The organism is Pseudomonas sp. BS3767 (genome assembly GCF_900099665.1).
Taxonomy (GTDB): Bacteria; Pseudomonadota; Gammaproteobacteria; order Pseudomonadales; family Pseudomonadaceae; genus Aquipseudomonas; species Aquipseudomonas cerasi.
The window spans coordinates 188,085-214,049 of the sequence record NZ_FNCX01000010.1 but is presented as its reverse complement, the minus strand read 5'-3'; the positions used below and the strand labels follow the sequence as shown (position 1 = coordinate 214,049).

At 61.1% G+C, this 25,965-nt stretch carries 20 protein-coding genes and 1 pseudogene; 16 read left to right on the top strand and 5 right to left on the bottom strand.

Going from position 1 to position 25,965, the window contains the following annotated elements; translation table 11 throughout:
• Positions 1–539: 539 nt before the first annotated feature.
• Positions 540–1,109, bottom strand: coding sequence for a xanthine phosphoribosyltransferase (locus BLR16_RS24540; RefSeq protein ID WP_044309668.1), 570 nt, complete (start codon positions 1,107–1,109; stop codon positions 540–542).
• A 51-nt stretch (positions 1,110–1,160) separates the two neighbouring features.
• Positions 1,161–3,170 carry a DNA helicase Rep gene (gene rep, locus BLR16_RS24535; protein WP_003401585.1) on the bottom strand — a complete coding sequence of 670 codons (2,010 nt, stop codon included), beginning with the start codon at positions 3,168–3,170 and terminating at the stop codon, positions 1,161–1,163.
• Between the two features lie 204 nt (positions 3,171–3,374).
• Between rep and BLR16_RS24530 the strand changes: the two genes are divergently transcribed.
• On the top strand, positions 3,375–5,039 hold the full coding sequence (locus BLR16_RS24530) for a putative bifunctional diguanylate cyclase/phosphodiesterase (RefSeq protein WP_042930489.1): 1,665 nt from the start codon (positions 3,375–3,377) through the stop codon (positions 5,037–5,039).
• Between the two features lie 12 nt (positions 5,040–5,051).
• Here BLR16_RS24530 and BLR16_RS24525 read toward each other — a convergent pair whose 3' ends face one another.
• Positions 5,052–6,434 carry a NorM family multidrug efflux MATE transporter gene (locus BLR16_RS24525; protein WP_074809070.1) on the bottom strand — a complete coding sequence of 461 codons (1,383 nt, stop codon included), beginning with the start codon at positions 6,432–6,434 and terminating at the stop codon, positions 5,052–5,054.
• Between the two features lie 166 nt (positions 6,435–6,600).
• Here BLR16_RS24525 and BLR16_RS24520 point away from each other — a divergent pair, with 166 nt between their 5' ends.
• The 7 genes and pseudogenes from BLR16_RS24520 to BLR16_RS24495 all read left to right on the top strand — a co-directional run bounded on the left by BLR16_RS24520 (position 6,601) and on the right by BLR16_RS24495 (position 15,297).
• The gene (locus tag BLR16_RS24520; protein ID WP_003367689.1) at positions 6,601–7,521 is read left to right on the top strand and encodes a LysR substrate-binding domain-containing protein; all 921 of its coding nucleotides are present in this window, start codon (positions 6,601–6,603) and stop codon (positions 7,519–7,521) included.
• A gap of 185 nt (positions 7,522–7,706) precedes the next feature.
• Positions 7,707–8,828, top strand: a pseudogene (locus BLR16_RS29390) (Cache 3/Cache 2 fusion domain-containing protein); the annotation flags it as partial.
• Entirely contained in the window at positions 8,823–9,683 is an 861-nt protein-coding gene (locus BLR16_RS29385; protein WP_371124977.1) for a methyl-accepting chemotaxis protein, read from the top strand. The pseudogene BLR16_RS29390 and the gene BLR16_RS29385, both read left to right, overlap by 6 nt.
• 253 nt (positions 9,684–9,936) lie before the next feature.
• Positions 9,937–10,656 carry a class I SAM-dependent methyltransferase gene (locus tag BLR16_RS24510; RefSeq protein WP_074809067.1) on the top strand — a complete coding sequence of 240 codons (720 nt, stop codon included), beginning with the start codon at positions 9,937–9,939 and terminating at the stop codon, positions 10,654–10,656.
• Positions 10,657–10,921: 265 nt separating this feature from the next.
• Positions 10,922–12,574 (top strand): Na/Pi cotransporter family protein, encoded by a 1,653-nt coding sequence (locus tag BLR16_RS24505; protein WP_003367694.1) that lies wholly within the window; start codon positions 10,922–10,924, stop codon positions 12,572–12,574.
• Between the two features lie 57 nt (positions 12,575–12,631).
• Complete coding sequence (locus BLR16_RS24500; RefSeq protein WP_074809066.1) at positions 12,632–14,008, top strand: M16 family metallopeptidase; 1,377 nt, start codon at positions 12,632–12,634, stop codon at positions 14,006–14,008.
• Positions 14,009–14,103: 95 nt separating this feature from the next.
• On the top strand, positions 14,104–15,297 hold the full coding sequence (locus BLR16_RS24495; protein WP_003367700.1) for a DUF5924 family protein: 1,194 nt from the start codon (positions 14,104–14,106) through the stop codon (positions 15,295–15,297).
• Positions 15,298–15,301: 4 nt separating this feature from the next.
• Here the strand turns inward: BLR16_RS24495 and BLR16_RS24490 are convergent, their stop codons facing one another.
• A complete protein-coding gene (locus BLR16_RS24490; RefSeq protein WP_003367703.1) occupies positions 15,302–16,543 on the bottom strand; it encodes a nucleoside recognition domain-containing protein in 1,242 nt (413 codons plus the stop codon).
• A 305-nt stretch (positions 16,544–16,848) separates the two neighbouring features.
• Positions 16,849–18,243, bottom strand: coding sequence for an argininosuccinate lyase (gene argH / locus BLR16_RS24485; RefSeq protein ID WP_024641407.1), 1,395 nt, complete (start codon positions 18,241–18,243; stop codon positions 16,849–16,851).
• A gap of 133 nt (positions 18,244–18,376) precedes the next feature.
• Between argH and BLR16_RS24480 the strand changes: the two genes are divergently transcribed.
• From BLR16_RS24480 to BLR16_RS24440, 8 genes are all read left to right on the top strand, one after another.
• Positions 18,377–19,459, top strand: a complete 1,083-nt coding sequence (locus BLR16_RS24480) for a sensor histidine kinase (protein WP_074809064.1) — start codon at positions 18,377–18,379, stop codon at positions 19,457–19,459.
• Positions 19,456–20,202, top strand: coding sequence for a LytR/AlgR family response regulator transcription factor (locus tag BLR16_RS24475; RefSeq protein ID WP_003367710.1), 747 nt, complete (start codon positions 19,456–19,458; stop codon positions 20,200–20,202). Before BLR16_RS24480 ends, BLR16_RS24475 begins: the two co-directional genes overlap by 4 nt.
• Positions 20,203–20,434: 232 nt before the next feature.
• The gene (gene hemC, locus BLR16_RS24470; protein ID WP_003318426.1) at positions 20,435–21,376 is read left to right on the top strand and encodes a hydroxymethylbilane synthase; all 942 of its coding nucleotides are present in this window, start codon (positions 20,435–20,437) and stop codon (positions 21,374–21,376) included.
• Positions 21,373–22,146 (top strand): uroporphyrinogen-III synthase, encoded by a 774-nt coding sequence (locus tag BLR16_RS24465; protein ID WP_044309662.1) that lies wholly within the window; start codon positions 21,373–21,375, stop codon positions 22,144–22,146. Before hemC ends, BLR16_RS24465 begins: the two co-directional genes overlap by 4 nt.
• 53 nt (positions 22,147–22,199) lie before the next feature.
• On the top strand, positions 22,200–23,321 hold the full coding sequence (locus BLR16_RS24460; RefSeq protein WP_003432677.1) for a uroporphyrinogen-III C-methyltransferase: 1,122 nt from the start codon (positions 22,200–22,202) through the stop codon (positions 23,319–23,321).
• Positions 23,318–24,562: a heme biosynthesis protein HemY gene (locus BLR16_RS24455; RefSeq protein WP_003367721.1), complete on the top strand. Its 1,245-nt coding sequence runs from the start codon at positions 23,318–23,320 to the stop codon at positions 24,560–24,562. Before BLR16_RS24460 ends, BLR16_RS24455 begins: the two co-directional genes overlap by 4 nt.
• A 216-nt stretch (positions 24,563–24,778) precedes the next feature.
• Positions 24,779–25,306 (top strand): disulfide bond formation protein B, encoded by a 528-nt coding sequence (locus tag BLR16_RS24450; protein ID WP_054082309.1) that lies wholly within the window; start codon positions 24,779–24,781, stop codon positions 25,304–25,306.
• A 174-nt stretch (positions 25,307–25,480) separates the two neighbouring features.
• The gene (locus tag BLR16_RS24440; RefSeq protein ID WP_003432684.1) at positions 25,481–25,954 is read left to right on the top strand and encodes an Rsd/AlgQ family anti-sigma factor; all 474 of its coding nucleotides are present in this window, start codon (positions 25,481–25,483) and stop codon (positions 25,952–25,954) included.
• The last annotated feature ends 11 nt before the right edge of the window (positions 25,955–25,965 follow it).

Below are 25,965 nucleotides of genomic sequence, written 5' to 3'. Positions count from 1 at the left end.
GCGTGAGGAACGATCATCGCAACTATCGTGCGGCGCTCTGCGTCGCATGCCTTTCCGGACGCTCCGCGTCCTCTTGACGACGCAGAGCGTCGAGACCTGCATTCCCACGCTGGAGCGTGAGGAACGATCATCGCAACTATCGTGCGTCGCTCCGCGTCGCATGCCTTTCCGGACGCTCCGCGTCCTCTTGGCGACGCAGAGCGTCGAGACCTGCATTCCCACGCTGGAGCGTGAGGAACGATCATCGCAACTATCGTGCGGCGCTCCGCGTCGCATGCCTTTCCGGACGCTCCGCGTCCTCTTGGCGACGCAGAGCGTCGAGAACTGCATTCCCACGCTGGAGCGTGCGGAACGATCATCACAACTATCGTGCGGCGCTCCGCGTCGCATGCCTTTCCGGACGCTCTGCGTCCTCTTGACGACGCAGAGCGTCGAGACCTGCATTCCTACGCTGGAGCGTGAGAACGATAACCGCAACTATCGTGCGGCGCTCCGCGTCGCATGCCGTTCCGGACGCTCTGCGTCCGCCCTCGAGGGGCTTACTTGAACGTCACAACCCCACCGGCCAAGGATTCGACCCGCGCCAGGGATTCAACGCGATAGCCCTGGGCGTCCAGCTCGGCGCGGCCGCCCTGGAAGGATTTTTCGATCACGATGCCCAGCCCGGCTACCGTGGCGCCAGCCTGTTTGATGATCGAGATCAGCGCCTGCGAGGCTTTGCCGTTGGCCAGGAAGTCATCGATGATCAGCACCTTGTCGTCGCTGCTCAGATGGCGCGGCGAGATTGCCACGGTGCTTTCCACCTGCTTGGTGAACGAGTACACGGTCGCCGACAGCAGGTTTTCGGTCAGGGTCAGAGACTGGTGCTTGCGGGCGAAGATCACCGGCACGCCCATTTTCAAGCCTGCCATGACTGCCGGCGCGATACCGGAAGCTTCGATGGTCACGATCTTGGTCACGCCAGCGTCGGCGAACAGTCGGGCGAATTCGTCGCCGATTTCCTTCATCAGGGCCGGGTCGATCTGGTGGTTGAGAAACGCATCGACCTTCAGCACCTGATCGGACAATACGATGCCTTCTTCGCGAATTTTCTTGTGCAGTGCTTCCACTTCAATTCCTTGGCTGCGCCATTGCGCAATAAATGATCAATATTGTGTCGGCTAGCGTTTCAGCATGGCGCGAATGTCGGCAAGCGCAGTGTTGCCGCGAACCGCTTTGACTTCCGTCGGTGTGTCGTCATTGCCTTCCCAGGCCAGATCGTCCGGGGGCAGCTCATCCAGAAAGCGGCTCGGCGCGCAGTCGATGATTTCACCATACTGCTTGCGCTTGGCGGCGAAGGTGAAGGCCAGGGTCTGCCGTGCGCGGGTGATGCCCACGTAGGCCAGGCGGCGCTCTTCTTCGATGGTGTCGGCCTCGATGCTGGAGCGGTGTGGCAGGATTTCTTCTTCCATGCCCATGATGAACACGTAAGGGAATTCCAGACCCTTGGAGGCGTGCAAGGTCATCATCTGCACACCTTCGGCACCGTCTTCCTCTTCCTGCTGACGTTCGAGCATGTCGCGCAGGACCAGCTTGCCGATGGCTTCCTCGATGGTCATGCCACCTTCTTCGTCCTTTTCCAGCGTGTTTTTCAACGCCTCGATCAGGAACCAGACGTTGCTCATCCGGTAATCGGCAGCCTTTTCGCTGGAGCTGTTCTGCCGCAGCCAGTTCTCGTAATCGATGTCCATGACCATGCTGCGCAGCGCGGCGATGGGATCGTTCTGCGCGCACTGCTGACGCACGCCGTCCATCCAGCGCTTGAAGCGCTGTAAACGGTCGGTGAATCGGCTGTCCAGATGCTCGCCCAGGCCGATCTCGTCGGTGGCGGCGTACATCGACACTTTGCGCTCGGTGGCGTAATTACCGAGCTTTTCCAGCGTGGTCGAGCCGATCTCGCGACGCGGAACGTTGATCACCCGCAGGAAGGCGTTATCGTCGTCCGGGTTCACCAGCAGCCGGAAATAGGCCATCAGGTCCTTCACTTCCTGGCGGCCGAAAAAACTGTTGCCGCCCGACAGTCGATACGGCACCTGGTGGTGCTGCAATTTCAGCTCGATCAGCTTGGCCTGGTAGTTGCCGCGATAGAGGATGGCGAAATCGCTGTACGGGCGGTCGGTGCGCAGGTGCAGGGTGAGGATTTCCATGGCCACCCGCTCGGCCTCGGCGTCTTCATTGCGGCAGCGGATCACGCGGATCTCGTCGCCGTGGCCCATCTCGGACCACAGTTGTTTTTCGAAGGCGTGCGGGTTGTTGGAGATCAGCACGTTGGCGCAACGCAGAATACGGCTGGTGGAACGGTAGTTCTGCTCCAGCATGACCACTTTCAACGACGGGTAGTCGTCCTTGAGCAGCATGAGGTTTTCCGGCCGCGCACCACGCCAGGCGTAGATCGACTGGTCGTCGTCGCCCACTACGGTGAACTGATGGCGCGTGCCGATCAGCAGCTTCACCAGCAGGTACTGGCTGGCGTTGGTGTCCTGATATTCGTCCACCAGCAGGTAACGCACCTTGTTCTGCCATTTTTCCAGGATGTCAGCGTGTTCCTGGAACAGCTTGACCGGCAACAGAATCAGATCGTCGAAGTCCACCGCGTTGTACGCCTTGAGCGTGCGCTGATAGTGGGTGTAGACGATGGCGGCAGTCTGTTCCTTGGGGTTGCGGGCGTTTTCCAGCGCCTCGGCGGGCAGGATCAGGTCGTTTTTCCATGAGCCGATCATGTTCTTGATTTCGTCGACGCCGTCGTCGCCGGAATACTCTTTCTGCATGATGTCGGTCATCAGCGCCTTGACGTCGGTCTCGTCAAAGATCGAGAAGCCCGGTTTGTAGCCCAGCCGCGTGTGCTCCTTGCGGATGATGTTCAGACCCAGGTTGTGGAAGGTCGAAACCGTCAGGCCACGTCCTTCGCCGCCTCTGAGCAGCGTGCCGACCCGCTCTTTCATCTCGCGCGCGGCCTTGTTGGTGAAGGTCATGGCGACAATGTACTGGGCACGAATACCGCAGTTCTGGATCAGATGCGCGATCTTGCGGGTGATCACGCTGGTCTTGCCGGAACCGGCACCGGCGAGCACCAAAAGAGGGCCGCCGACGTAGTTCACGGCTTCCTGCTGCCGGGGATTGAGTCGGGACATGGCGGTATGAAGAGTCGTCTGCAAAAAAGGTCGGGCATTTTAACAGGCCCACGGTTTTGTGCAGTGCTCATCGTCGTCGGACAGTGACAGCTATCTAATTCTTCTGTTTTTGTTACATTTGCGCCGCGACGCGCGATACGTGTATTTGTCGCGCTCCTGCGAGAGTGCGGCCACCGGTTTTTCCTTTGCACTTAGGAAGTTAGATTGCCTACACCTGTCGAACCCTTGCGATTGCTGTTATTGGCGCACGAGCCCTTCTGGCAGGCGCTGCTTAGCGGCTGCCTCACTGCGCCGGGAAGCAACGTGATACTTCTGCATGGCGCGAACTGGGACGTTTTCAGCGCCCGATATGCTAACGAGCGCAATACCGTGCTGCTGACCACCCCTGATCTGCAGCCCAGGACCGGGGCCTGCCTGTTGCCTACCGTGGTGCTGCTCGAGACCGAACCATTGGTCGGACCGACCGGCGTCAGTGACTGGCTGGTGCGCGATGCCTTGACCGGTGACACGCTTCGGCGCTGCCTGCGCTATGTCCACGAGCGCAGTCGCCTGGAAGACAGCCTGCGACGCCTGGTCGGCCAGGACCCGTTGACCGGCATAGCCAACCGCCAGGGATTTCAGGCGCTGCTCTCGGCGCGCTTGAGCGAAGGCGGCAGTGTGGCGCTGGGGCATCTGGACCTGGACAATTTTCGCCGCGCCAACGATGCACTGGGGCATCAGGCCGGTGACCGGCTGATCCTGCAAGTCGTGGCGCGCTTGAAAAACCAGCTCGATGCCGGTGATCAGATCGCCCGCCTGGGGGGCGACGAATTCGCCCTGTTGATTGACACCCGAGCAACCCCCGAACGTGCCCTGCAAATGGCCGAACGTATCACTGACGTGCTGGCCGAACCCTATTGGGTCGATGGCGAAAGCCTGCTGCTGGGTTGCAGCCTGGGCATTGCGCATTCGCAAGCCCAGCCCGAAGCCGACCCGCTGATGTGGCATGCGCATATCGCCATGCGTCAGGCCAAGAGCATGCAGGGCTGTACCTATCACCTGTTCGACGAGCGCATCAACCGCAACGCCCGCAGCCTCGCCGATCTGGAAGGTGAACTGCGACGCGCCTTGCGCCGCGATGAGCTGGAACTGCATTACCAGCCGCGTCTGTGCCTGGACAGCGGGCGTATTGTCGGCCTGGAAGCGCTGGTGCGCTGGCGCCATCAGCAACGCGGGCTGCTGCCGCCCAGCGAATTCGTGCCACTGGCCGAGCAAAGCGGACTGATCGTGCCGCTCGGCTACTGGGTCATCTTCCGCGCACTGCGTGACATGCAGGCCCTGCGCGAACAAGGCTTTGCCCCACTGCACATGGCGATCAATCTGTCGTTCCGGCAGTTTCAGGACAGCCAGCTGCTGCCGACCTTGAATCGCCTCATCGCGGAACACGATGTCGACGCGCGCTGGCTGGAATTCGAACTGACCGAAACCGCCGTCATGCGGCGCAGCGACCAGGTCCGGCAGACCATGGACGCATTGCGGCAACTGGGCGTGCGCTTTTCGCTGGATGATTTCGGCACCGGCTATTCGTCGTTCATGCACCTCAACAGCCTGCCCATCGCGCTGCTCAAGATCGACATGGGCTTTGTCGCGCAGATGGAGTTACGCGAAGAGAACCGCAAGCTGGTCAACGCCATGATCAATCTGGCGCACAACCTGAACCTGGAAGTAGTCGCCGAGGGCGTGGAAACCGCCGGGCAACTGGAGTTGCTGCGCAGTTTCGGCTGCAATCAGGTGCAAGGCTATCTGATCAGCAGGCCACTGCCGGTGGAAGAACTGGTGACCTATCTGCGCTCGCAAGCCGTGCACGCAGATACATCCAGATCCGGGTGACGGTGCGCCGGATCAGCCCGGCACCGCCACCCCGGCCGCGTCCCGACGCAACAGCCGAGCCGTCTTCCATTCGAACGCGTAGGTCAGCGCCACGGCCGAGCAGAACAGGCCCAGCGCCAGCCCCCACCACACGCCCGAAGCGCCGGCATCGGTAGAGAAACCGAGCAACCACGCGGCAGGCGCGGCGATCAGCCAGTAGCAACCCAGGCCGATCAGGAAGGTGGTGCGTGCATCCTTGAGCCCACGAATGGCGCCCATGGCAATGGTCTGGGTGCCGTCGAAGAACTCGAACAGGGCGGCAATGGCCAGCAGTTTTGCCGCCAGTACGACGATCTCGGCAAACGCCGGGTCGTTGATATCCAGAAACAGACCGATGACCAGATGCGGTGCCAGCCAGAACAGCAGCCCGAACATCAGCATCACACAGCCGCCAAAACCGATGCCCAGACGACCGGCCATGCGCACCATCACCAGGTTGCCCGCGCCATAATGCTGGCCGATACGCATGGTGACCGCATAGGACATCCCCACCGGAACCATGAACGCCATGGACACGGTCTGCAGGGCGATCTGGTGCGCCGCCATCTGCGTGCTGCCCATCGCGCCCATGCAGAACGCGGCAAAGGTGAACAGGCCGACTTCCACTGCATAGGTGCCGCCAATCGGCAGACCGAGCCGCCACAGCTCGCCCAGATGACTGCCTGAAAGCTTCGAAAGCCCCTTTCTGATCGGGTACGCCACGTAAGCCGGATGCCACCTGATATGCAGCGCCAGGGCCAGGGCCATGCAGTTGGTGACGATCGCGGTGACCAGCCCGATCCCCATCAGCCCCAGGTTGGGCAGCCCCAGCCATTGATGGATCAATGCGTAATTGAGCACGAAGTTCGCTGCCGCACCGGCCAGGCTGATGGTCATCACCGGCCCCGCTCGACCCAGTGCGCTGGTGAAGCCGCGCAATGCCATGAAGCTGAGCAGGCCGGGCAGGGCGAAGGGCAGGGTGATCAGAAATTGAGCCGCCATATGCACGTTGGCTTCGGCCTGACCGAACTGCAACAGGATGGGTTCGAGGTTCCACAGCAACAGCGCGGCAACCAGCGCCATGCCCCAGGCCAGCCACAGACCGGCCTGGGTCAGACGGGTCGCGCCTTCAGCGTCGCCAGCACCGTGACGGATCGAGACCAGCGTACCGACCGCTGCCATCACGCCGACGCAAAAGAACGACACGAAGCTGTACGTGGCAGCGCCCAGACCACCGCCCGCCAAAGCCTCCGGTCCGATCTTGCCCATCATCACGGTGTCGGTGAAGACCATCAGCATGTGCGCCATCTGTGACGCAATCAGCGGCCCCGCCAGGCGCAGGATGATCCAGAGTTCTTTGAGGGCGGACGGCTGCATGGTGACGGTGCTCTACGGCAAAGGGACGATTGAGCGACGTATTCTGGGCAGTTGCTCGACTAAACACAAAACGATAAATCCGATGCTCAGCATGACTAAAACTCATCTGAAGCAATTTTCAGCATTTGCAGTAAAGTAGCCGTTCATCGTCCGCAGGAAGCGCCCCATGCCTCGCAGTCTCCCCCCTCTTTATGCACTAAGGGCTTTTGAAGCGGCTGCGCGGCATACCTCGTTTACCCGCGCGGCCGAGGAACTTTCGATCACCCAAAGTGCAGTAAGCCGTCATATTCGTACGCTGGAAGAGCACTTTGCCTGCCGCTTGTTTCAGCGTAACGGGCGTAACTTGCAGCTCACCGAATCGGCACGCGCGCTGTTGCCCGGTGTGCGCGATGGGTTCCTGGCACTGGAACGCGCCTGCAGCACCTTGCAGACCGAGGAGGGCATTCTGCGCATGAAAGCCCCGTCGACCCTGACCATGCGCTGGCTGCTCGCGCGGCTCAGCCGTTTCCGTCACCTTCAGGTGGGCAACGAAGTGCAACTGACCAGCGCGTGGATGGAAATCGATGCGGTGGACTTTACCCAGGAGCCTTTTGACTGCGCGATTCTGCTCAGCCAGGGTCATTTCCCGTCGGACTGGGACGCCACATTATTGTTTCCCGAGTTGCTGATTCCGGTCGGCGCCCCCACGTTGTTGCAGGACCCGCCATGGGACGTGGAGCGGCTGGCAAAGGCTGAATTGCTGCACCCCACTCCTGATCGTCGTGACTGGCGCACCTGGCTGAACCGCATGGGTCTGGCCGATCAGGTGTCGCTCAAAGGCGGGCAAGTATTCGACACCCTCGAGCTGGGAATGATTGCCGCCGCACGTGGCTACGGTGTGTCGATGGGTGATCTGCTGATGGTCGCCGAGGACGTGGCGCAGGCCCGTCTGAGTCTGCCGTGGCGCACGGCGGTGTTCAGTGGCGAAAACTATTATCTGGTCTGGCCGCGTACAAGGCCCGGCGCAGAGCGGTTGCGACGCCTCAGCGATTTTCTCAAGGCGGAGGTGGGCGCCATGAAGTTGCCGTTAGTTGAAGTACTCTATTAAAATTTAGTTTAGTATTGAACTGCCATCATTTGTTAATGTCCCGCTCCGCTCTCAAGTAACGACCTTGATGGCCGAAGCATTGCTTAACGATTGCTCGTTCAAACGGCGTAAAACACCAACTAAATCTATCAGCTGAATGATAAGCCACGGACCCGGCAACTCCAATCATTCGGCACGGAGTCTCTATGTCCAAGCCTCGTACCCGAATTGCTTCGCAACTTGGTATTGCTCTGGCCGTGATCCTGGCGGTGGTTATCAGTGGTAGTACCCTGTTCGCGTTGAGGTCTCTGGACGCGTCCAACCTGGTCATTCGTGAAGAGCACATGTCGAGTGAAGCCAGGCTCCTCGCTGACCAGCTCAACACCTTCCACAGCACGCTGCGCGACAGCACTCAGCGCCTGAGTGGACTGTTCGAAAAACGCTTCGCCGATGGCCTGAGCCTGCAACCCGACAAGCCGGTCACGGTGGCGGGCACGTCCACGCCAGGCCTGTTCCTGCGTGATGCCGTGCTGAACAACGACTTTACCGAAGTCGACGAATTCCGCTCGATGACCGCAGGTGTGGCAACCATTTTCGTGCGCAGCGGCGACGACTTCATCCGTATCAGCACCTCCCTGAGCAAGCAGGATGGCACGCGCGCCATCGGCACGGTACTGGATCGCAAGGGCGCAGCCTACGAGCGTCTGATGGCCGGGCAGAGCTATGTCGGCAAGGCGGTGTTGTTCGATCGCTACTACATGACCCAGTACAGCCCGGTTCGCGACAGCAGCGGCAAGATCATTGCGGCGCTGTTTGTAGGGTTCGATTACACCGATGCACAGAAGACCCAGTTCGATAACCTCAAGAGCTTCCGTATCGGCTCTACCGGCTCGCTGGCGCTGCTCGACGACAAGGGCACCTGGCTGGTGCCACCGGCAGGCGTCAAATCCCTCGACGGTGCCGCGAAGTCAGTGGCCGACCTTGCCAGCAAGCCGGGCAAGGCGCAGTTCTGGGATGACGGTGATGACAACTATTACAGCGTCGGCCAGCCGTTCGCTGGCGGCCCTTGGACCGTCATCGCCAGCATGCCGCGCAAGGAAATCAGTGAAGTGACCTGGCACGTTGGCACGCAACTGGCGATCGGCAGTCTGCTGGCCATGCTGATCGCGGTGATCAGTGCCATCTGGCTGTTGCGCAGCAAGCTGCGTCCACTGTCCGAACTGGTACGCCAGGCCGACGCACTGGGTGCAGGCGACCTCAGCGTACGCCTGAATGTGACCAGCAATGACGAGATCGGGCAGTTGTCGGGCAGCTTCAACAAGATGAGCGAAGCGTTGTCATCGATGGTCGCGCATATCCGTACTGCGGCGCAGGAAGTCAGCACCCGCGCCAACGCATTGTCCGGCCTGTCGGGCGGTGCGTTCGAGGGCATGGAGCAGCAATCCGGCGAGATCACCAGCATGGCCGGTGCGGTCGAAGAGTTCAGCGCCACGTCGATGAACATCGCCGACAACATGGGCAATACCGAACGACTGGCACAGGAAAATGCCCAGCAGACACGCATTGGTCGTACTTCGATGGAAGAGGCTTCGTCGTCGCTGCAACAGATCGCCACTTCGCTGAGCAGCACCGCGAAAGTCATCGACACGCTGGGTCAGCGCTCGCAGGAAATCGGCAGCATCGTCGGGGTGATTACCTCGATTGCCGACCAGACCAACCTGCTCGCGCTCAACGCTGCCATCGAGGCCGCACGCGCCGGTGAGCAGGGTCGCGGCTTTGCCGTGGTGGCTGACGAAGTCCGCAGCCTGGCCTCGCGCACCCGTGAAGCCACCGATGAGATTTCCGGCATGATCGCCAGCATCCAGCAAGAAACCGGCAACGCCATCAGCACCATGCAGCAGGGCAACACACTGATGCAGGAAGGCCTGTCGCTCAACGCCAAAGTGGCCTCCGCACTGGCCCAGATCGACGAGCAAAGCCGCTCGGCCGGTCACCAGTTCGCCGCTATCACCACCGCCACCCAGGAACAAAGCAGCACCGCGACCATGCTCAGCAGCAACCTGCAAAGCATCGCCATGGCCAACAGCGAACAGCGCCAGGTCATGTCCAACCTCGCCATCACTGCCCAGGAGCTGAATGGCCTGGCTACAGAACTGCGTCACGAGGTTGACCGGTTCCGATAAGACTGACCGAACAGTGTGCCAATGCTCAGCGTTGGCACGCTGTACCAGACGCTTGCGTCAGGTTCTGAATACCCGCCAAAGCCTGCTATGCAGCTACAGGCGCCACTCGTGTCACCAAGCGTTTCTGGTCAGTTTGCAGGATTAAAGGCCAGGCACTCGACCCCCCCTATACTCCTCCTACACCCCAATGCGGATGCTTCAACAGGATCTACGGTAAACCCCGCCTCCCTAACCATCGTCAAGGATCCAGACAATGAAGCAATATGTTGAAAACTATCAGCCTACAGAAGGCTTCGCGCCTGCAACCGGCCATGTGGAAGGCGACTCGGTCTCTCCCAAGGCGATGATTTTCCATATCCTGAAAGACCTCAGCAGCGATGTTGAAGTGCTGGATATCGGGTTCGGCTCTGGAACACTGGGCGCGTTGATCAAGGCAAACCCGGACACGGCGCACTGGTCGGTGGACGGCATCGATGGCTGGGAAGCCAACTGCCAGAATTCGCAGCTGCATGAGAACGCTACCTACCGCAACATCTGGCACGGCCTTGCTCAAGAGCTGTCATCCGAGCGGCTGGCCCAGTACCGGATAATCTGTCTGCTGGATGTCGTCGAGCATCTGACAGCCGATACGGCGAGATGGCTGGTGCGCACATTGCTTTCCAGCCTGGGGCCGGATGCCTATCTGTTCATCAGCACGCCACTGTGGTTTTACCCGCAAGAAACTCAACAGGCCGGCGATCTTGAGGAACACCTGATCGGCGTGCCTGCTTCGTCGATGATGGCGCTGTGTCCGCATCTGTATGCAGTCAATCAGCCGCTCATCGGCGGGTTCGTGTTCAGTCGCCGCAGCCTGGATTTCGTGGAGTTCTTCCAGCCCACAGCAGATAAATCGTTTTCGTATGAAAAAGGCATGCACGTCGCAAAGGCCGTCGGTATGAAACTCGACCCTAACGTTGCGTACACTATGGATTGACCCTGTAACGTTTCCGCCGCCTGCGGGCGGCAGGGCGGGTGAACAGCCATGAGGCACATGCGACGGGTTCATGGCGAATGCCCGAGCAATATCAAAATACTGATTTATGACACTTTTATTTCAATGAAATCCGCGCTGTGCGATGCTGGCGCCAAGGCCCATGGCCGACTAAAAGCTTAGTAGAGCGTTTCACCCATCCCCGCTCGCTACACGCTGCATCTTTCAATTCATCGCCTGTATAGGCAAACCTCAGGGGGCTTTTCGCATGCTGACCCTGCTCGATTTGCTATCCGCCGTCGCCCTGCTGATCTGGGGCACGCATATCGTGCGCACTGGCATCCTTCGTGTTTACGGTACACAACTTCGTCGTGTGCTCAGCCAGAACATGTCCAAACGACCGCTGGCGTTCATCGCCGGCATTCTGGTGACGGCATTGGTGCAGAGCAGCAACGCCACTGCCATGCTGGTGACGTCGTTTGTCGGCCAGGGGCTGATGACGTTGACGCCTGCCCTGGTGATCATGCTTGGCGCCGATGTCGGCACCGCCTTGATGTCTCGCGTGCTGACCTTCGACCTGTCATGGCTGTCGCCGCTGCTGATCTTCCTTGGCGTAGTGTTTTTCCTGTCGCGCAAGCAGACCCGTGCCGGTCAACTGGGACGGGTTGGTATCGGCCTGGGCCTGATCGTGCTGGCCTTGCAGCTGATCGTCGCGGCTGCCGCACCGATCACCCAGGCGGCGGGGGTCAAGGTGCTGTTCGCCTCGCTGACCGGCGACCTGCTGCTGGATGCGCTGGTGGGCGCCATGTTCGCGCTGATCTCCTATTCCAGCCTGGCGGCAGTGCTGCTGACGGCCACATTGGCAGGCACCGAAGTCATTGGCTTGCCGGTGGCGATCGGCCTGGTGATCGGGGCCAACATCGGCAGCGGCCTGCTGGCCTTTCTCAGTACCAGCATGCAGAACGTCGCCGGTCGGCAGGTGGCGCTGGGCAGTCTGCTGTACAAACTGTTCGGCCTGTTGCTGATCTTTCCGGTGCTCGATCCGCTGGTTGCCTGGATCGACACGCTGGGCTTTAGTCCGCAGGAACTGGTGATCGGCTTTCACCTGCTTTACAACACGGTGCGCTGCCTGATCATGCTGCCAACCGTGGCCCCGATGGCGCGGTTGTGCTCGTATCTGCTGCCCCAGCAGAACGAAGTCGGCGGCCTGGCCAAACCGCGTCATCTGGACCTGACCGCGCTGTCGACGCCCAGCCTTGCGCTGGCCAACGCGGTGCGCGAAACCCTGCGTATGGGCGACCTGATCGAAAGCATGCTCGCCTCGATGCTGGCGGTACTGCGCGGCACGCAAACGGCGGTGACCCAGGAAGTGCGCCGCCTCAACGATGACGTCGAAGCGCTGTACAGCGCGATCAAGCTGTACCTGGCGCAGATGCCGCGTGAAGACCTCGGCGAGCACGACAACCGGCGCTGGGCCGAGATCATCGAACTGACCATCAACCTGGAGCTGGCCAGCGGCCTGATCGAACGCATGTTGCGCAAGATCCAGCAGCAGAAGACGGCACATCGCCGGTCGTTCTCTGAAGTCGGTCTTGAAGAGCTTGCGGATCTGCAGATTCAATTACAGTCGAACCTGCGCCTGGGCCTTTCGGTGTTCCTCAGCGGCGATCACGAAAGCGCGCGTCAGTTGTTGCGCGAGAAGCGCCAGTTCAGGGCCGAGGAGCGACGCCTAGCGCACGCCCACGTCAGCCGGCTGCGCAACAAGGTGGTCCAGAGTATCGAAACCAGTTCGCTGCACCTGGAACTGATTGCCGACATGAAGCGTCTGAACTCGCTGTTTTGCAGCAGCGCCTACGTGGTGCTGGAAACCGCTGACACAGGAGCCTTGTCGAGCGAGGTCGAGGCCGACAGATCGCTATGAACGTAAGGGCCGAGGTGAAGTCTGTTAAACATACCGGCCCGCCAGGAAAGCTGTTTTATGCGTTGCCTGCTGTTCGCTTGTCTGCTCCTCGGTTCACTTCCCTCATTTGCCCTTGACCGTCTTCAGGTCGAGGGCTATCTGCTGCCCAATGGTTTGCAAGTCATTCTCAAACCCGGTTACGACAAGGGTCACGTCGCCATCCGTTTGGTGGTGGGTATCGGCTTCGATGACTTTCCGTGCCAGGACAAGGAACTGCCGCATCTGCTGGAACACCTGCTGTTCAGCGGCGTGGATGACAGCGGCGAAGGCGGGCTGGAGGAGCGTATGCAGGCACTGGGCGGCGAGTGGAACGCCTTCACCAGCAACGCCGACACCACCTTCGTGATCGAAGCGCCTGCGCGCAACCAGCGCAAGGTGCTCGACCTGCTGCTGGAGATCATGACCAAAACCGAGCTGAGCCAGGCGCGGCTGGACAGCGTCAAACGCGTGGTCGAACGCGAAGATGGCGGGCATTTTTCGCACTTGCAGCGCCTGCTTGACCGGCGTGATTCCGCGCGCAGCGCCAGCAGCCAGCTGGCCGTGGAGCTGGGCCTCAAATGCGCTGAACGTCCCGAGGTGGACGGCATCCAGCTGGAGCACATCGAAGACGTCTTCGCCAACTGGTACGCCCCCAACAACATGACGCTGATTGTGGTGGGTGATCTGGACAAGCTGCTGCCAGCCTATCTGGAGCGCACCTACGGCAAGCTCGCCCCCACCGATCCGATCGACCATCCGCCACTGGCGCAGGGCAGCGGCTCGGCCGAACCGCGCCGCGAGCTTGAGCGCGGCGGGCTGGGCGAGAGCGCCAAGCTGCACCTGATCTACCCAGAGCCGCAGCTCGACGACCAGCACGACGAAACCTGGGAACTGGTCAAAGCCTATCTGGACTGGACGCTCTACACTGAGCTGCGCCTGAAACACAGTTTGTCCTACGGCCCCTCGGCAGAGCGCGAAGTGTTCGGCGATGTCGGGTTTTTGAGCCTGAACGCCGATGTCGAACGTGACGATGCCGATGAAGCCGAGCGCGACATTCGCGGTCTGGTCGAGCGCCTGCAAAAAGACGGCATGCAGCCCGCTACGTTTGCGCGGCTGCAACAGCTCGCCATTGACCGGCAGTCATGGGCCACACAAGGCAATAGCGCGCTGGCCGACTACTATTGGAGCGCGCTCAACGATTATGAAAACGGGCGCTTCGAGGATCCGGCCAAACGGATCAAGGCGGTGAAGCTGGAAACGGCCAATCAGGCGATGCGCCAATTGCTTGCCCAGCCGGGTTACATGCGCATTGAAAAGCCATTGTTCAGTTATGACGGTCTGTATTGGCTGATTGGCGGAGTACTGGGTTTCATAGCACTGCTGGCCCTGTGGCGCTGGCGTGTACGCAGCAAATAGAATCCTGACACCAAACTGCACCCCGGGTGCAGGCTCCGCGCTGCGTTTGTTACACAGCGCGTTTTTTGTATGAACAGAACCGAGTGACCCCTCCGATGCTTGACGTGAATCGCTATGTGACACCCGTGCTCAACTTGATGCAGCGCTACCCGGGGCTCATTGCAGCGTTTGGTTTCGTTTCCGGTATCGCCAGTTTCATTCTGGTCGATCGCCAGGCAGGGCTGGCCACCTGGATTGCCGTGGTGATGCTGATCAGCTGGCTGTGGCTGATGGTCGAAAACACTATGGTCGGGTTGCTCAACAAGGCGCTGGGCCGCGAGATTCCGCAGGGCTTGCTGCGCTACGGCACGCAGATGATCCATCAGGAAAGCCTGTTCTTCGTGCTGCCGTTCTTTTTCATCACCACCACCTGGAACAGTGGTCAGGCGGTATTCACTGCGGTGCTCGGCGCCGCCGGGCTGATCTCAATCATCGACCCTCTCTACTACAAGTGGCTGGCGCCCAGACGCTGGCTGTTCATGACGTTGCACACTCTGACACTGTTCGCGGCACTGCTGACCGCGCTGCCGATCATCCTGCACCTGACCACCGCCGAGAGTTACAAACTGGCGCTGGGCGTGGCGATGCTGCTGTCGGCGCCCAGCCTGATGTCCAACTTCCCGCTCAACACCTGGCGCAGCGCACTGGCCGTGATCAGCATCATCCTGGCCATCGGCGCGGCGGGCTGGTTGCTACGCTCCTGGGTGCCGCCTGCGACGCTGTGGTTGACTGAAGTGGCGGTGAGCCCGGACTTCGATAACAAGAACCGTACGCCGGGCGACAGTATTTCGCTGATCAGCGCCAAGCAGCTGCGCAACGGCGGCCTGTATGCGTACACCGCCATCAATGCGCCGCGCGGGCTGGACGAGCGTATCTACCATGTGTGGTGGCATGAAGGCGAAGAGATGGACCGCATCGCGCTGGATATCCACGGCGGCCGCAAGGAAGGCTATCGCGCCTGGACGCGCAAGCAAAACTTCCCGGAGGACGTGACAGGACGCTGGCAGGTGAGGGTGCTGACCGAGGACGGCCAGATGATCGGCGTGCTGCGTTTTGTCGTCACTGACAATGACCAGCCAGCAGTCAAGCGACCTACCGGGCGGATAATCAAGCTCAAGCCGGGCGGCGACTCGGCCGAAGAGACTACGCCTGAGTCCGCACCGGCTGATGAGCCGAAGCAGGAGAAGCAGGAGGCTGCGCCTGCCGAAGCAGCCCCCGCGGAGTCTGCGCCTCAGGCTCCGGCGCAGTAATGTTTCAGGTCGCGGTCGCGCCGAAGAACCAGTAGCAGACGAAGATCGCGGCCACGACACCGGAAAACTCGGCCAGCAGCGCGCAGCCCACCGCATGGCGAGCGCGCTGAATGCCCACGGCGCCGAAGTACACGGCAAGGACGTAGAACGTGGTCTCGGTGCTGCCCTGAATCGTGGCAGCGGCCAATGCAGCGAAGCTGTCCACGCCCTGGGTCTGCATGGTTTCGATCAACAGGGCACGGGCGGCGCTGCCCGAGAAGGGTTTGACCATCGCGGTCGGCAACGCATCGACGAAGCGCGTGTCCAGCCCCAGCCACTGCACCAGATGCCGAATGCCTTCCAGGCCGAAGTCCAGCGCGCCGGATGCGCGCAGCACGCCCACCGCACAGAGCATGGCGACCAGATAAGGCAGCAGGCTCTTGGCGACGTCGAAACCTTCCTTCGCACCTTCGACGAAGGCCTCGTAGACCAGCACCTTGCGTAGCGTGCCGATGATCAGAAACATCATGATCAGGCCGAACAGCGTGAGGTTGCCCAGAATCGACGACAGACCCGCCAGCGCAGCCGCCGACAGCGTGCCGAGAAAAGCCATGAAGGTGCCCAGCAACAGAGCACCGGGGATGAGGTAGGCGAGCACCACCGGGTCCCACAAGCGCAGACGCTGCATGAACGCGACCGACAGCAGGCCGACGATGGTCGAGACACTGGTGGCCAGCAGGATCGGCAGGAATACCAGGGTCGGGTCAGGCGCACCTTGCTGGGCGCGGTACATGAAGATCGTCACCGGCAGCAGGGTCAGGGATGAGGCGTTGAGCACCAGAAACAGGATCTGCGCGTTACTGGCGGCGGTCTTGCTCGGGTTGAGTTCCTGTAGCGAGCGCATGGCCTTCAGGCCAATCGGCGTGGCGGCGTTGTCGAGACCCAGCGCGTTGGCGGCGAAGTTGAGGGTGATCAGCCCCAGCGCAGGGTGGCCGGGCGGCACCTCCGGCATCAGGCGCAGAAACAGCGGCCCGAGGACCTTGGCCAGCCAGTCGACGATGCCGGCCTTCTCGGCGATGCGCAAAAAGCCCAACCACAGGGTCAGTGTGCCGAACAGCAGCACCATGACCTCGACCGACAGCTTGGCCATGGCAAAGATACTTTCGACCATCGCCGCAAAAATGCCGGCGTTGCCGCCCACCAGCCACTGCACCAGCGCGGAAATCGTCGCCACGACAAAAAAACCAAGCCACAGGCCATTGAGCATCGGATAAGTCCCCCACAAGAAGCGGGGATGATAGCGGCGGGGTGCGCCGGAGGGAAATCGGCAGGTGCTGAAAGAGTCGTAGGAACGGTGAGCAGGGGCCAGGCCGACTATCGTGCCAATGCTCCGCGTCACACATCAGCGCCACATGCACCTTCAGGATCGGACGCGGAGCGTCCAGAACGGCATTCCCACGCGGAGCATGGGAACGATGGAATCCTTCACACATCCGGGCCGCGGCGCACCCTCAGGATCGGCATTCCCACGCGGGGCGTGGGAATGATGATCAGGGGCTATGCGGGGTATCTTCAGCGCCCGGCCAGCAGTTCCTGGCCGCGAACGACGGCAGCGCGGACCTGTTCGGGGGCGGTGCCGCCAATGTGATTACGGGCATTCACCGAACCTTCCAGGGTCAGCACGGCGAAGACGTCCTGTTCGATCTGGTTGCTGAACTGACGCAGCTCTTCCAGGCTCATCTCTGCCAGGTCCTTGCCGGTTTCCACACCGTATTTCACCGCGTGACCGACGATCTCATGGCAGTCACGGAACGGCAGACCACGGCGGACCAGATAGTCGGCCAGATCGGTGGCGGTCGAGAAGCCGCGCAGCGCTGCTTCACGCATCATCGCGTGCTTGGGCTTGATCGCAGGGATCATGTCGGCGAATGCACGCAACGAATCACGCAGCGTATCGGCGGCGTCGAACAGCGGTTCCTTGTCTTCCTGGTTGTCCTTGTTGTAAGCCAGGGGCTGGCCTTTCATCAGGGTCAGCAGGCCCATCAGGGCACCGAACACGCGGCCGCTCTTGCCGCGAACCAGTTCAGGAACATCGGGGTTCTTCTTTTGCGGCATGATCGAGCTGCCGGTGCAGAAGCGGTCCGGCAGGTCGATGAACTGGAACTGCGCACTGGTCCAGAGCACCAGCTCTTCCGAAAAGCGCGACAGGTGCATCATTGCGATGGATGCAGCCGAGCAGAATTCGATGGCGAAGTCGCGATCCGATACGCCGTCCAGCGAGTTGCCGCCCACCACCTCGAAGCCCAGCAGTGTGCAGGTCAGCTCGCGGTCGATCGGGTAGGTAGTGCCCGCCAGCGCCGCGCTGCCCAGCGGCATGCGGTTGAGACGCTTGCGGCAATCCACCAGACGCTCGTAGTCGCGGCTGAGCATTTCGAACCAGGCCAGCATATGGTGACCGAATGTTACCGGCTGGGCCGTCTGCAAGTGGGTGAAACCGGGCATGATGGTTTCAGCTTCACGCTCGGCCTGGCCCAGCAGACCTTGCTGCAGACGTGTGATTTCGCTGAGGATAAGGTCGATTTCGTCGCGCAGCCACAGACGGATATCGGTGGCGACCTGATCGTTGCGGCTGCGACCGGTGTGCAGCTTCTTGCCGGTAATACCGATGCGGTCGGTCAGGCGTGCTTCAATGTTCATGTGCACGTCTTCCAGATCGACGCGCCAGTCGAACTGGCCAGCCTCGATCTCGGCCTGGATGGTGTTCAGGCCGTCAACGATGGTATCGCGCTCGGCGTCGGTCAGTACGCCCACCTTGGCCAGCATCGTAGCGTGGGCGATGGAGCCCATGATGTCGTGGCGATACAGGCGTTGATCGAAGGTGACGGAGGCAGTGAAACGCGCGACGAACGCGTCGACGGGTTCACTGAAGCGGCCGCCCCAGGACTGGTTGGTCTTGTCGGTGCTCATGGATTCGCTCGTTGCTGACTGAAAGTGACGTGCCCGATACCTGGCACAAGAACGAACGCGATGATAACAGGGTTGATGCATTTTTATCCCCGGACAGCTTGCCGCTGACGAGGCCAGGGCAGAGACTGGAGCCATGCGAATCGAACCTATGAAACATGATGCCCGGCCCGCGCCCGGCAAAGACTTTTTCCTCCCTGAACTGTGCCTGCCGCAGGCATTGCTGGTGCTCGTCGTGCTGGCCGAGCTGCTGGTGCTGGTTCTGGTGCTGGTGGAACCGATGCGCAGCGGCTTCGACTGGGTACGCCTGGCGTTGATGTCGCTGTTCGTGCAATGGATCGTGCTGCTGTCGGCAGCGCTGCTGTGCGGGTTGCGCCCCTGGCTGGCGCGATTGACGCCGGGGCTCGCGGGCATGCTCAGTTGCCTGCTGGTGGTCGGCCTGACGCTGCTGTGCACAGCCGTCACCGACGTCTGTCAGCTTACCGGGCGAATTTCGGTCAGCGGCATGGTCGAGCGTTATCTGCGCTACTCGACGATTGCCCTGATCATGTCCGCCCTGATGCTGCGTTACTTCTATCTGCAGAGTCAGTGGCGCAAGCAGCAACAGGGCGAGCTGCGCGCCAGGATCGAATCGCTGCAGGCGCGCATCCGCCCGCACTTCCTCTTCAATACACTCAACAGTATCGCCAGTCTGGTGGCCAGCAACCCGGTCAAGGCCGAGCAGGCGGTGCTCGATCTTTCGGACCTTTTTCGTGCCAGTCTGGCCAAGCCGGGCAGCCTCGTGACATGGGGTGAGGAGCTGGCATTGGCAAAACGATATTTATCGATTGAGCAATATCGTCTTGGCGAGCGTCTACAGTTGGACTGGAGGGTGAGTGCAATTCCCGATGACTTGCCAATCCCCCAGCTAACCTTGCAGCCATTACTTGAAAACGCTTTGATTTATGGCATTGCTCCGCGGGTCGAAGGGGGCGTTGTAACGGTCGAAGCGAACTATGAAGGGGGAGAGTTCATATTGAGCGTCAGCAATCCCTATGAAGAAGTTGCCAATCGGCAGACTTCCAACGGTACTCAGCAGGCTCTGACGAATATAGGCGCACGAATTGCGGCACTTTTTGGCCCGCATGCCAGTCTGAGCGTGGAGCGCCGTGACGGTCGTCACTACACCTGTCTACGCTATCCTTGTGCGAGACTCACGCAGGAAGCCAGAGCTATATGAATGTCCTGATCGTTGATGACGAACCCCTGGCCCGCGAGCGATTGAGCCGCATGGTCAATGAAATCGAGGGTTATCGAGTACTGGAACCCAGCGCGTCCAATGGCGAAGAAGCCTTGGCGCTGATCGAAACCCACAAACCGGACGTAGTGCTGCTCGATATCCGCATGCCGGGTCTCGATGGCCTCCAGGTCGCAGCCCGGCTGTGCGAGCGGGAAGCACCGCCTGCCGTGGTGTTTTGCACCGCCCACGATGAGTTCGCCCTGGAAGCTTTTCAGGTCAGTGCGGTGGGCTATCTGGTCAAGCCTGTGCGTCCCGAGCACCTTGTCGAAGCGTTGCGAAAAGCCGAGCGGCCGAACCGCGTGCAACTGGCGGCGTTGACCCGCCCGGCAGCCGAAAGCGGATCAGGGCCACGCAGCCACATCAGCGCGCGTACCCGCAAAGGCATCGAGCTGATTCCCCTGGATCAGGTGATCTACTTTATCGCCGATCACAAATACGTGACCTTGCGTCACGAGGGCGGCGAAGTGCTGCTGGACGAACCGCTCAAGGCACTGGAAGACGAATTCGGTGACCGTTTCGTGCGCATCCATCGCAATGCGCTGGTGGCCCGCGAGCGCATAGAACGGTTGCAGCGCACTCCGTTGGGGCATTTCCAGCTGTTCCTCAGAGGGCTCAATGGCGATGCGTTGATCGTCAGCCGCCGCCACGTAGCCGGTGTCCGCAAAATGATGCAGCAGCTCTAGCGCCTCGCCGCTCTGGAGCCTCTGTGCCCAGACCGAGTCATGGAACGGGAGAGAATTCCGGCTCCATGTGCTTTTCGGCTGGCCTGCGCGCAGCCTTTCCCATGCGCCCCTCAGGCACTGCCGATTGATTGATCGGCTCAGTGTCTGACGCAAGTTGCAATCAGCGCCGAAGCCGCCCTGACCGGGATTGAGCTGTTATTATCCGTCGCATTTACTCAGTACGGATTGTTCAATGTCCTCTCGCGAAATCCGCATCGCCACACGCAAAAGCGCGCTGGCACTCTGGCAGGCAGAATACGTCAAGGCCCGCCTGGAACAGGCCCACCCCGGCCTGCTCGTGACGCTGGTACCCATGGTCAGCCGTGGCGACAAATTGCTCGACTCCCCGCTGTCGAAAATCGGTGGCAAAGGCCTGTTCGTCAAGGAGCTGGAAACCGCGCTCCTGGAAAACAACGCCGACATCGCCGTGCACTCGATGAAAGACGTGCCAATGGACTTCCCACAAGGCCTGGGCCTGTTCTGCATCTGCGAGCGCGAAGACCCGCGCGATGCATTCGTTTCCAACACCTTTGCCAGCCTGGACCAGTTGCCGGCCGGCAGCATTGTCGGCACCTCCAGCCTGCGCCGTCAGGCCCAATTGCTGGCGCGTCGACCCGATCTGCAGATCCGCTTCCTGCGCGGCAACGTCAATACCCGTCTGGCCAAGCTGGATGCCGGTGAATACGACGCCATCATCCTCGCCGCCGCTGGCCTGATCCGCCTGGGTTTCGAAGACCGCATCACTTCCGCAATCAGTGTCGACGACAGCCTGCCAGCCGGTGGCCAGGGCGCGGTGGGTATCGAATGCCGCAGCGTCGACGCCGAAATTCATGCACTGCTTGCCCCTTTGCATCATGAAGACACTGCTGTGCGCGTGATTGCCGAGCGTTCGCTGAACAAGCACCTCAACGGTGGCTGTCAGGTGCCGATCGCCTGCTACGCCGTGCTGGAAGGCGATGACGTTTGGTTGCGCGGCCTGGTGGGCGATCCGTCCGGCAGCGTGTTGCTGCACGCGGATGCCCGGGCACCTCAGACATCTGCTCAGGCACTGGGTGTGCAGGTGGCCGAAGCGCTGCTGGAGCAGGGCGCCGCCGACATCCTGAAAGCGGTCTACGGCGAGGCCAATAACGAATGAGTGGCTGGCGTCTGCTGCTGACCCGCCCGGCCGAAGAGTCGGCAGCGCTGGCCAGGGTGCTGGCCGAGGACGGTATCTTCAGCAGCAGTCTGCCCCTGCTTGAAACCGAGCCTTTGCCCTTGACGCCTGCACAGCGTTCGATCATTTTCGAGCTGCTCAATTATTGTGCAGTGATCGTGGTCAGCAAACCTGCCGCGCGACTGGCCATCGAGCTGATCGATGAAGTATGGCCGCAACCGCCCCTGCAACCCTGGTTCAGTGTGGGTTCAGCAACCGGGCAGATACTGCTCGACTACGGGCTGGATGCGAGCTGGCCGGAGCAGGGCGACGACAGCGAAGCCTTGCTTGAACTGCCGCGCCTCAAACAGGCAATTGCCGTACCGGGAAGCCGTGTGTTGATCATGCGCGGTGACGAGGGACGCGAACTGTTGGCCGAGCAACTGCGCGGGCTGGGGGTGGGGGTTGATTACCTACCGCTGTATCGTCGCTACCTGCCGCAACATGCGCCCGGCGCCCTGGCGCAACGCGTCGCTGTGGAACGCTTGAACGGGCTGGTGGTCAGCAGTGGGCAGGGTTTTGAACATTTGCTTCAGTTGGCGGGGGATTCATGGCCGGTCCTGGCCGATCTGCCGCTGTTTGTACCGAGCCCCAGGGTTGCCAGCATCGCGCGGGCAGCCGGAGCAAGGACCGTTATTGATTGTCGTGGCGCCAGCGCCGCGGCATTGCTGGCAGCGTTGCGGGAACAACCTCAGCCTGCCGTCAAGGCGTAATGATCGACACCTGTCGTTTACGCTATTACGCCAAAATGCAAAGGATGGGATACGTGAGCGAAACAGCCTTGCCTAAAGACGAAGAATCGGTGTTGAAAACGCCTGCATCCAAGCCTGAGCCAGTCCGCACCGAGCGCACCGGCAGCCGCAACAGTGGCCTGGTGTTTCTGGCCTTGCTGCTGGCAATTGCCGGTATCGCCGTCGCCGGCTGGGGAGTCTGGCAACTGCGCATGTTGCAGGCCGGGCACCAGCAGCAGCGCGGACAGGTCGAGGATATCGCCGAACAGACCCTGGTACTGGCGCAGAATGACCAGCAGCTGAGCGCACGCATCGCGCAATTCCCGCCAGCCAATCAGCTGGAAGACAGTCGACGTCTGGTCGCGCAACTGCAAGGCGATCAGCAGCGCCTCAGCCAGAGACTCGAAACCGTACTGGGGGCGAGCCGCAAGGACTGGCGTCTGGCCGAGGCCGAGCATCTGCTGCGTCTGGCCAGCCTGCGTCTTTCAGCGCTGCAGGACATCAACAGTGCACAGGCGCTGGTTCAGGGTGCCGACGAAATTCTGCGTGAGCAGGACGATCCGGGCTCCTTCGCTGCCCGCGAGCAATTGGCCAAGAGCCTTGCCGCCCTGCGCAGCATCGAGCAGCCGGACCGCACCGGGCTGTTTCTGCAACTCGCAGCTCTGCGTGAGCAAGCTGTACAGCTCAACAAGCTGGCCCCCGAATACGAAGACAAGGGCGAGTCACTGTTGGGCCTGACCGCCGACAAGACCGAATCCAGCCGGTGGACGCAGTGGTGGGACGAGATCTCCCATTACTTCCGCATCGATTTCAACGCCGACAAGGACATCCGCCCGGTACTCGCCGGCCAAAGCCTTTCGCAGGTGCGTCTGGCGCTGAGCCTGGCGCTGGAGCAGGCGCAGTGGGCAGCGCTTAACGGCGAGCCCGAGGTTTATTCCAAGGCCATCACTGAAGCGCAAAACGTTCTGAAAGCCAACTTCGATCAGGACGATCCACAGGGTAAAGCGCTCGGCCAGGGGCTTGATGCTGTCGCCAGCCAGCCGGTATCGGTGAAGACACCGGATCTGGCACCGACCCTGAGCGCCGTGCAGGCCTACCTTGAACGCCGTCATGCCGCCGGCCAGCCAGCCGAGGCGCAACAGGGGACCAGCCGATGAAGCGCTTCTATGTGCTGTTATTCATCGCGATCGCCGCTGCGGCGTTGATCGGTGTCGCCATCGCCGAGCACTCCGGTTACGTCCTGATCGCCTATCAGAACTTCCGCTACGAATCGAGCCTGTGGGCGACCCTGGCGCTGCTGGTCGCCGCGTTGCTGGTGATCGCACTGCTGAGACTGTTGATCAGCCTGCTGACGACTTCGGGCCGCGTGGTTAACCCATGGTCGCGCCGCAACCGCCGTCGTCGCGTGCAAATGGCTATCGAGCAAGGCCAGATGGACCTTGCCGAGGGCCGCTGGTCCAGCGCTCAGCGTCATCTGCAACGCGCGGCCGAAGCCGATACTCACCCGCTGCTCTACTACATCGGCGCTGCACGCGCGGCCAACGAGCAGGGTCGTTACGAAGACTGCGATGCCTTGCTGGAACGTGCGCTCGAGCGTCAGCCACAAGCCGAGCTGGCAATTGCCCTGAATCACGCCCAGCTGCAGCAGGATCGCGGCGACACCGAAGGTGCGCTGACCACGCTGCTGGCCATGAAAGAGCGTCATCCGCACAACCCTCAGGTGCTTCGTCAGTTGCAACGCCTGTATCAGCAGCGTGGTGACTGGTCCGACGTGGTCCGCCTGATGCCGGAACTGCGCAAGGACAAGGTTCTGCCAGCCAAGGAGCTGGCCGAGCTGGAACGCCGCGCCTGGGGCGAGAACCTGAGCCTGGCGGCGTACCGCGAGGGCATCGAAGGCGCACCGACCGGTCTGCCTTCTCTGGAGAGCGCCTGGCAGGGGCTGGCCTCTGCGCAACGCCAGGAGCCGCAACTGGTGCTGGCGTACGCCGATCAATTGCGCCGTCTGGGTGCCGAAGCTCAGGCTGAAGAGGTGCTTCGTAGCGCCCTCAAGCGCGAGTACAACAGCCATCTGGCGCGCCTGTACGGGCTGGTTCGCGGCAGTGACCCGCTCAAGCAGCTGCAAACGGCGGAAGGCTGGCTCAAGCACCATCCGGCTGATCCAAGCCTGTTGCTGAGCCTGGGACGTATCTGTCTGCAAGGCCGACTGTGGGGCAAGGCGCGGGATTATCTGGAGAGCAGTCTGCGCCTGGAACGCAATCCCGAAACCTGCGCCGAGTTGGCTCGTCTGCTGGGCCAACTGGGTGAGACGGATCGCAGCAATCAGCTGTTTCAGGAAGGCCTGGGCCTGCTGGACGAGCGCCTTTTGTCGCGGCCCCTGCCGGTACTGACCAAGGCTTGAAACCACCGGAGAGTCCTAGGTCAGGGCTCTCCGTGCTGCCTCACCAGCCCGTCAAGATCAATGCGTAAGAATCGTCCTACATACATGAGTAAAAGAACCACGCAGCGGTGTGTTCTTTTTCCTCGGTAAACAGCGACGCATCCGTATGCCGCCACCTTGAATGCGCCGCACCCTTTCCTCTACCGTAATCGTCTCGTCCTTTGTTACGGATTTGCCATGTATCTGGCTCGCACACGCTTCCTGTTTTTCCTGGCATCGCTGGCCTGTGCATCAATCATTGGCGTCGCCTTCTACCTGCAGCAAGCTTTCGGTCTCGACCCTTGCGCGCTGTGCATGGTGCAACGGGCTGCATTCATCGTCTGTGGCGTGCTGGCGCTCTGTGCTGCCTGCCACGCATCTGGCCCGACAGGCACGCGACGCTACAGTCTGGGGCTTTTGCTGGTCGCCCTGGCCGGGCTTGCTGCAGCAGGCACACAGGTGTGGTTGCAGACCGCCTCGGCCGATCAATTGATACCTGTTATTACCAGACTGGAGCAGGTATTGAGCCTGCTCTCCCTGGACATGTGCATCGACCGACTGCGAAGCGACGCGCTGTTTTGCGCCGAGATCACCTGGACACTGTTCGGCATCAGCCTGCCGGAGTGGAGTCTGCTGGCATTCACGGGTCTGGCGCTGTTACCGCTGTATCCTCTTTTCAGCGAATTCAGCCACTGGCTGGCGACCAGAGATCGGGGCGGCTATTAAACGCTTGTATGAACTTTATCTCCTGCGTACCTTGATGGCCTTGTCGAGCGGGCATAATCTGGGCCGCACGCGTCACTGGAAATATGCTGTCCTGACGCATTTATCAGGCCAGGTCCCGGCCAATCACCCGGACCGGCCCAGGACTGCATGCCCCTGAAGGGAAGAGAGAAGACCATGCTGGAAAGTTGTCAGAATGCTCAGGAACGCTGGGGCGGAGTGAACAAGCTGATCGATCGCTGGCTTCAAAGCCGTCTCGAACTGGTCGAAGCCTATGACGCGCTGGGCGACACGCCCGAAGCGTTGGCAGCCGACCTTGAAGGTCTGCAGAACTTCTGCGGGATTCTTGTGGATTACGTCTCCGCCGGGCACTTCGAAGTCTACGAACAGCTGGGTGATGAAGCCCGGGCGTTCAATGACGAGCGTGGGCTGGAGCTGGCAGACACGATCTATCCACGTCTGGACGTCATCACCAAGTTTGCCCTCACGTTCAATGATCGCTGCGACAAGGGCGACTGCTCGGATGCGGCGGTAGTAGCACGGGAATTCAATCAGCTGGGGCAATTGCTGCACGAGCGTTTCGAGCTGGAAGACTGCCTGATCGAAGTGCTGCACAACTCGCACAAGGAAGAGATCGCCGCTCAGGCGTGATCTTGTCGGTG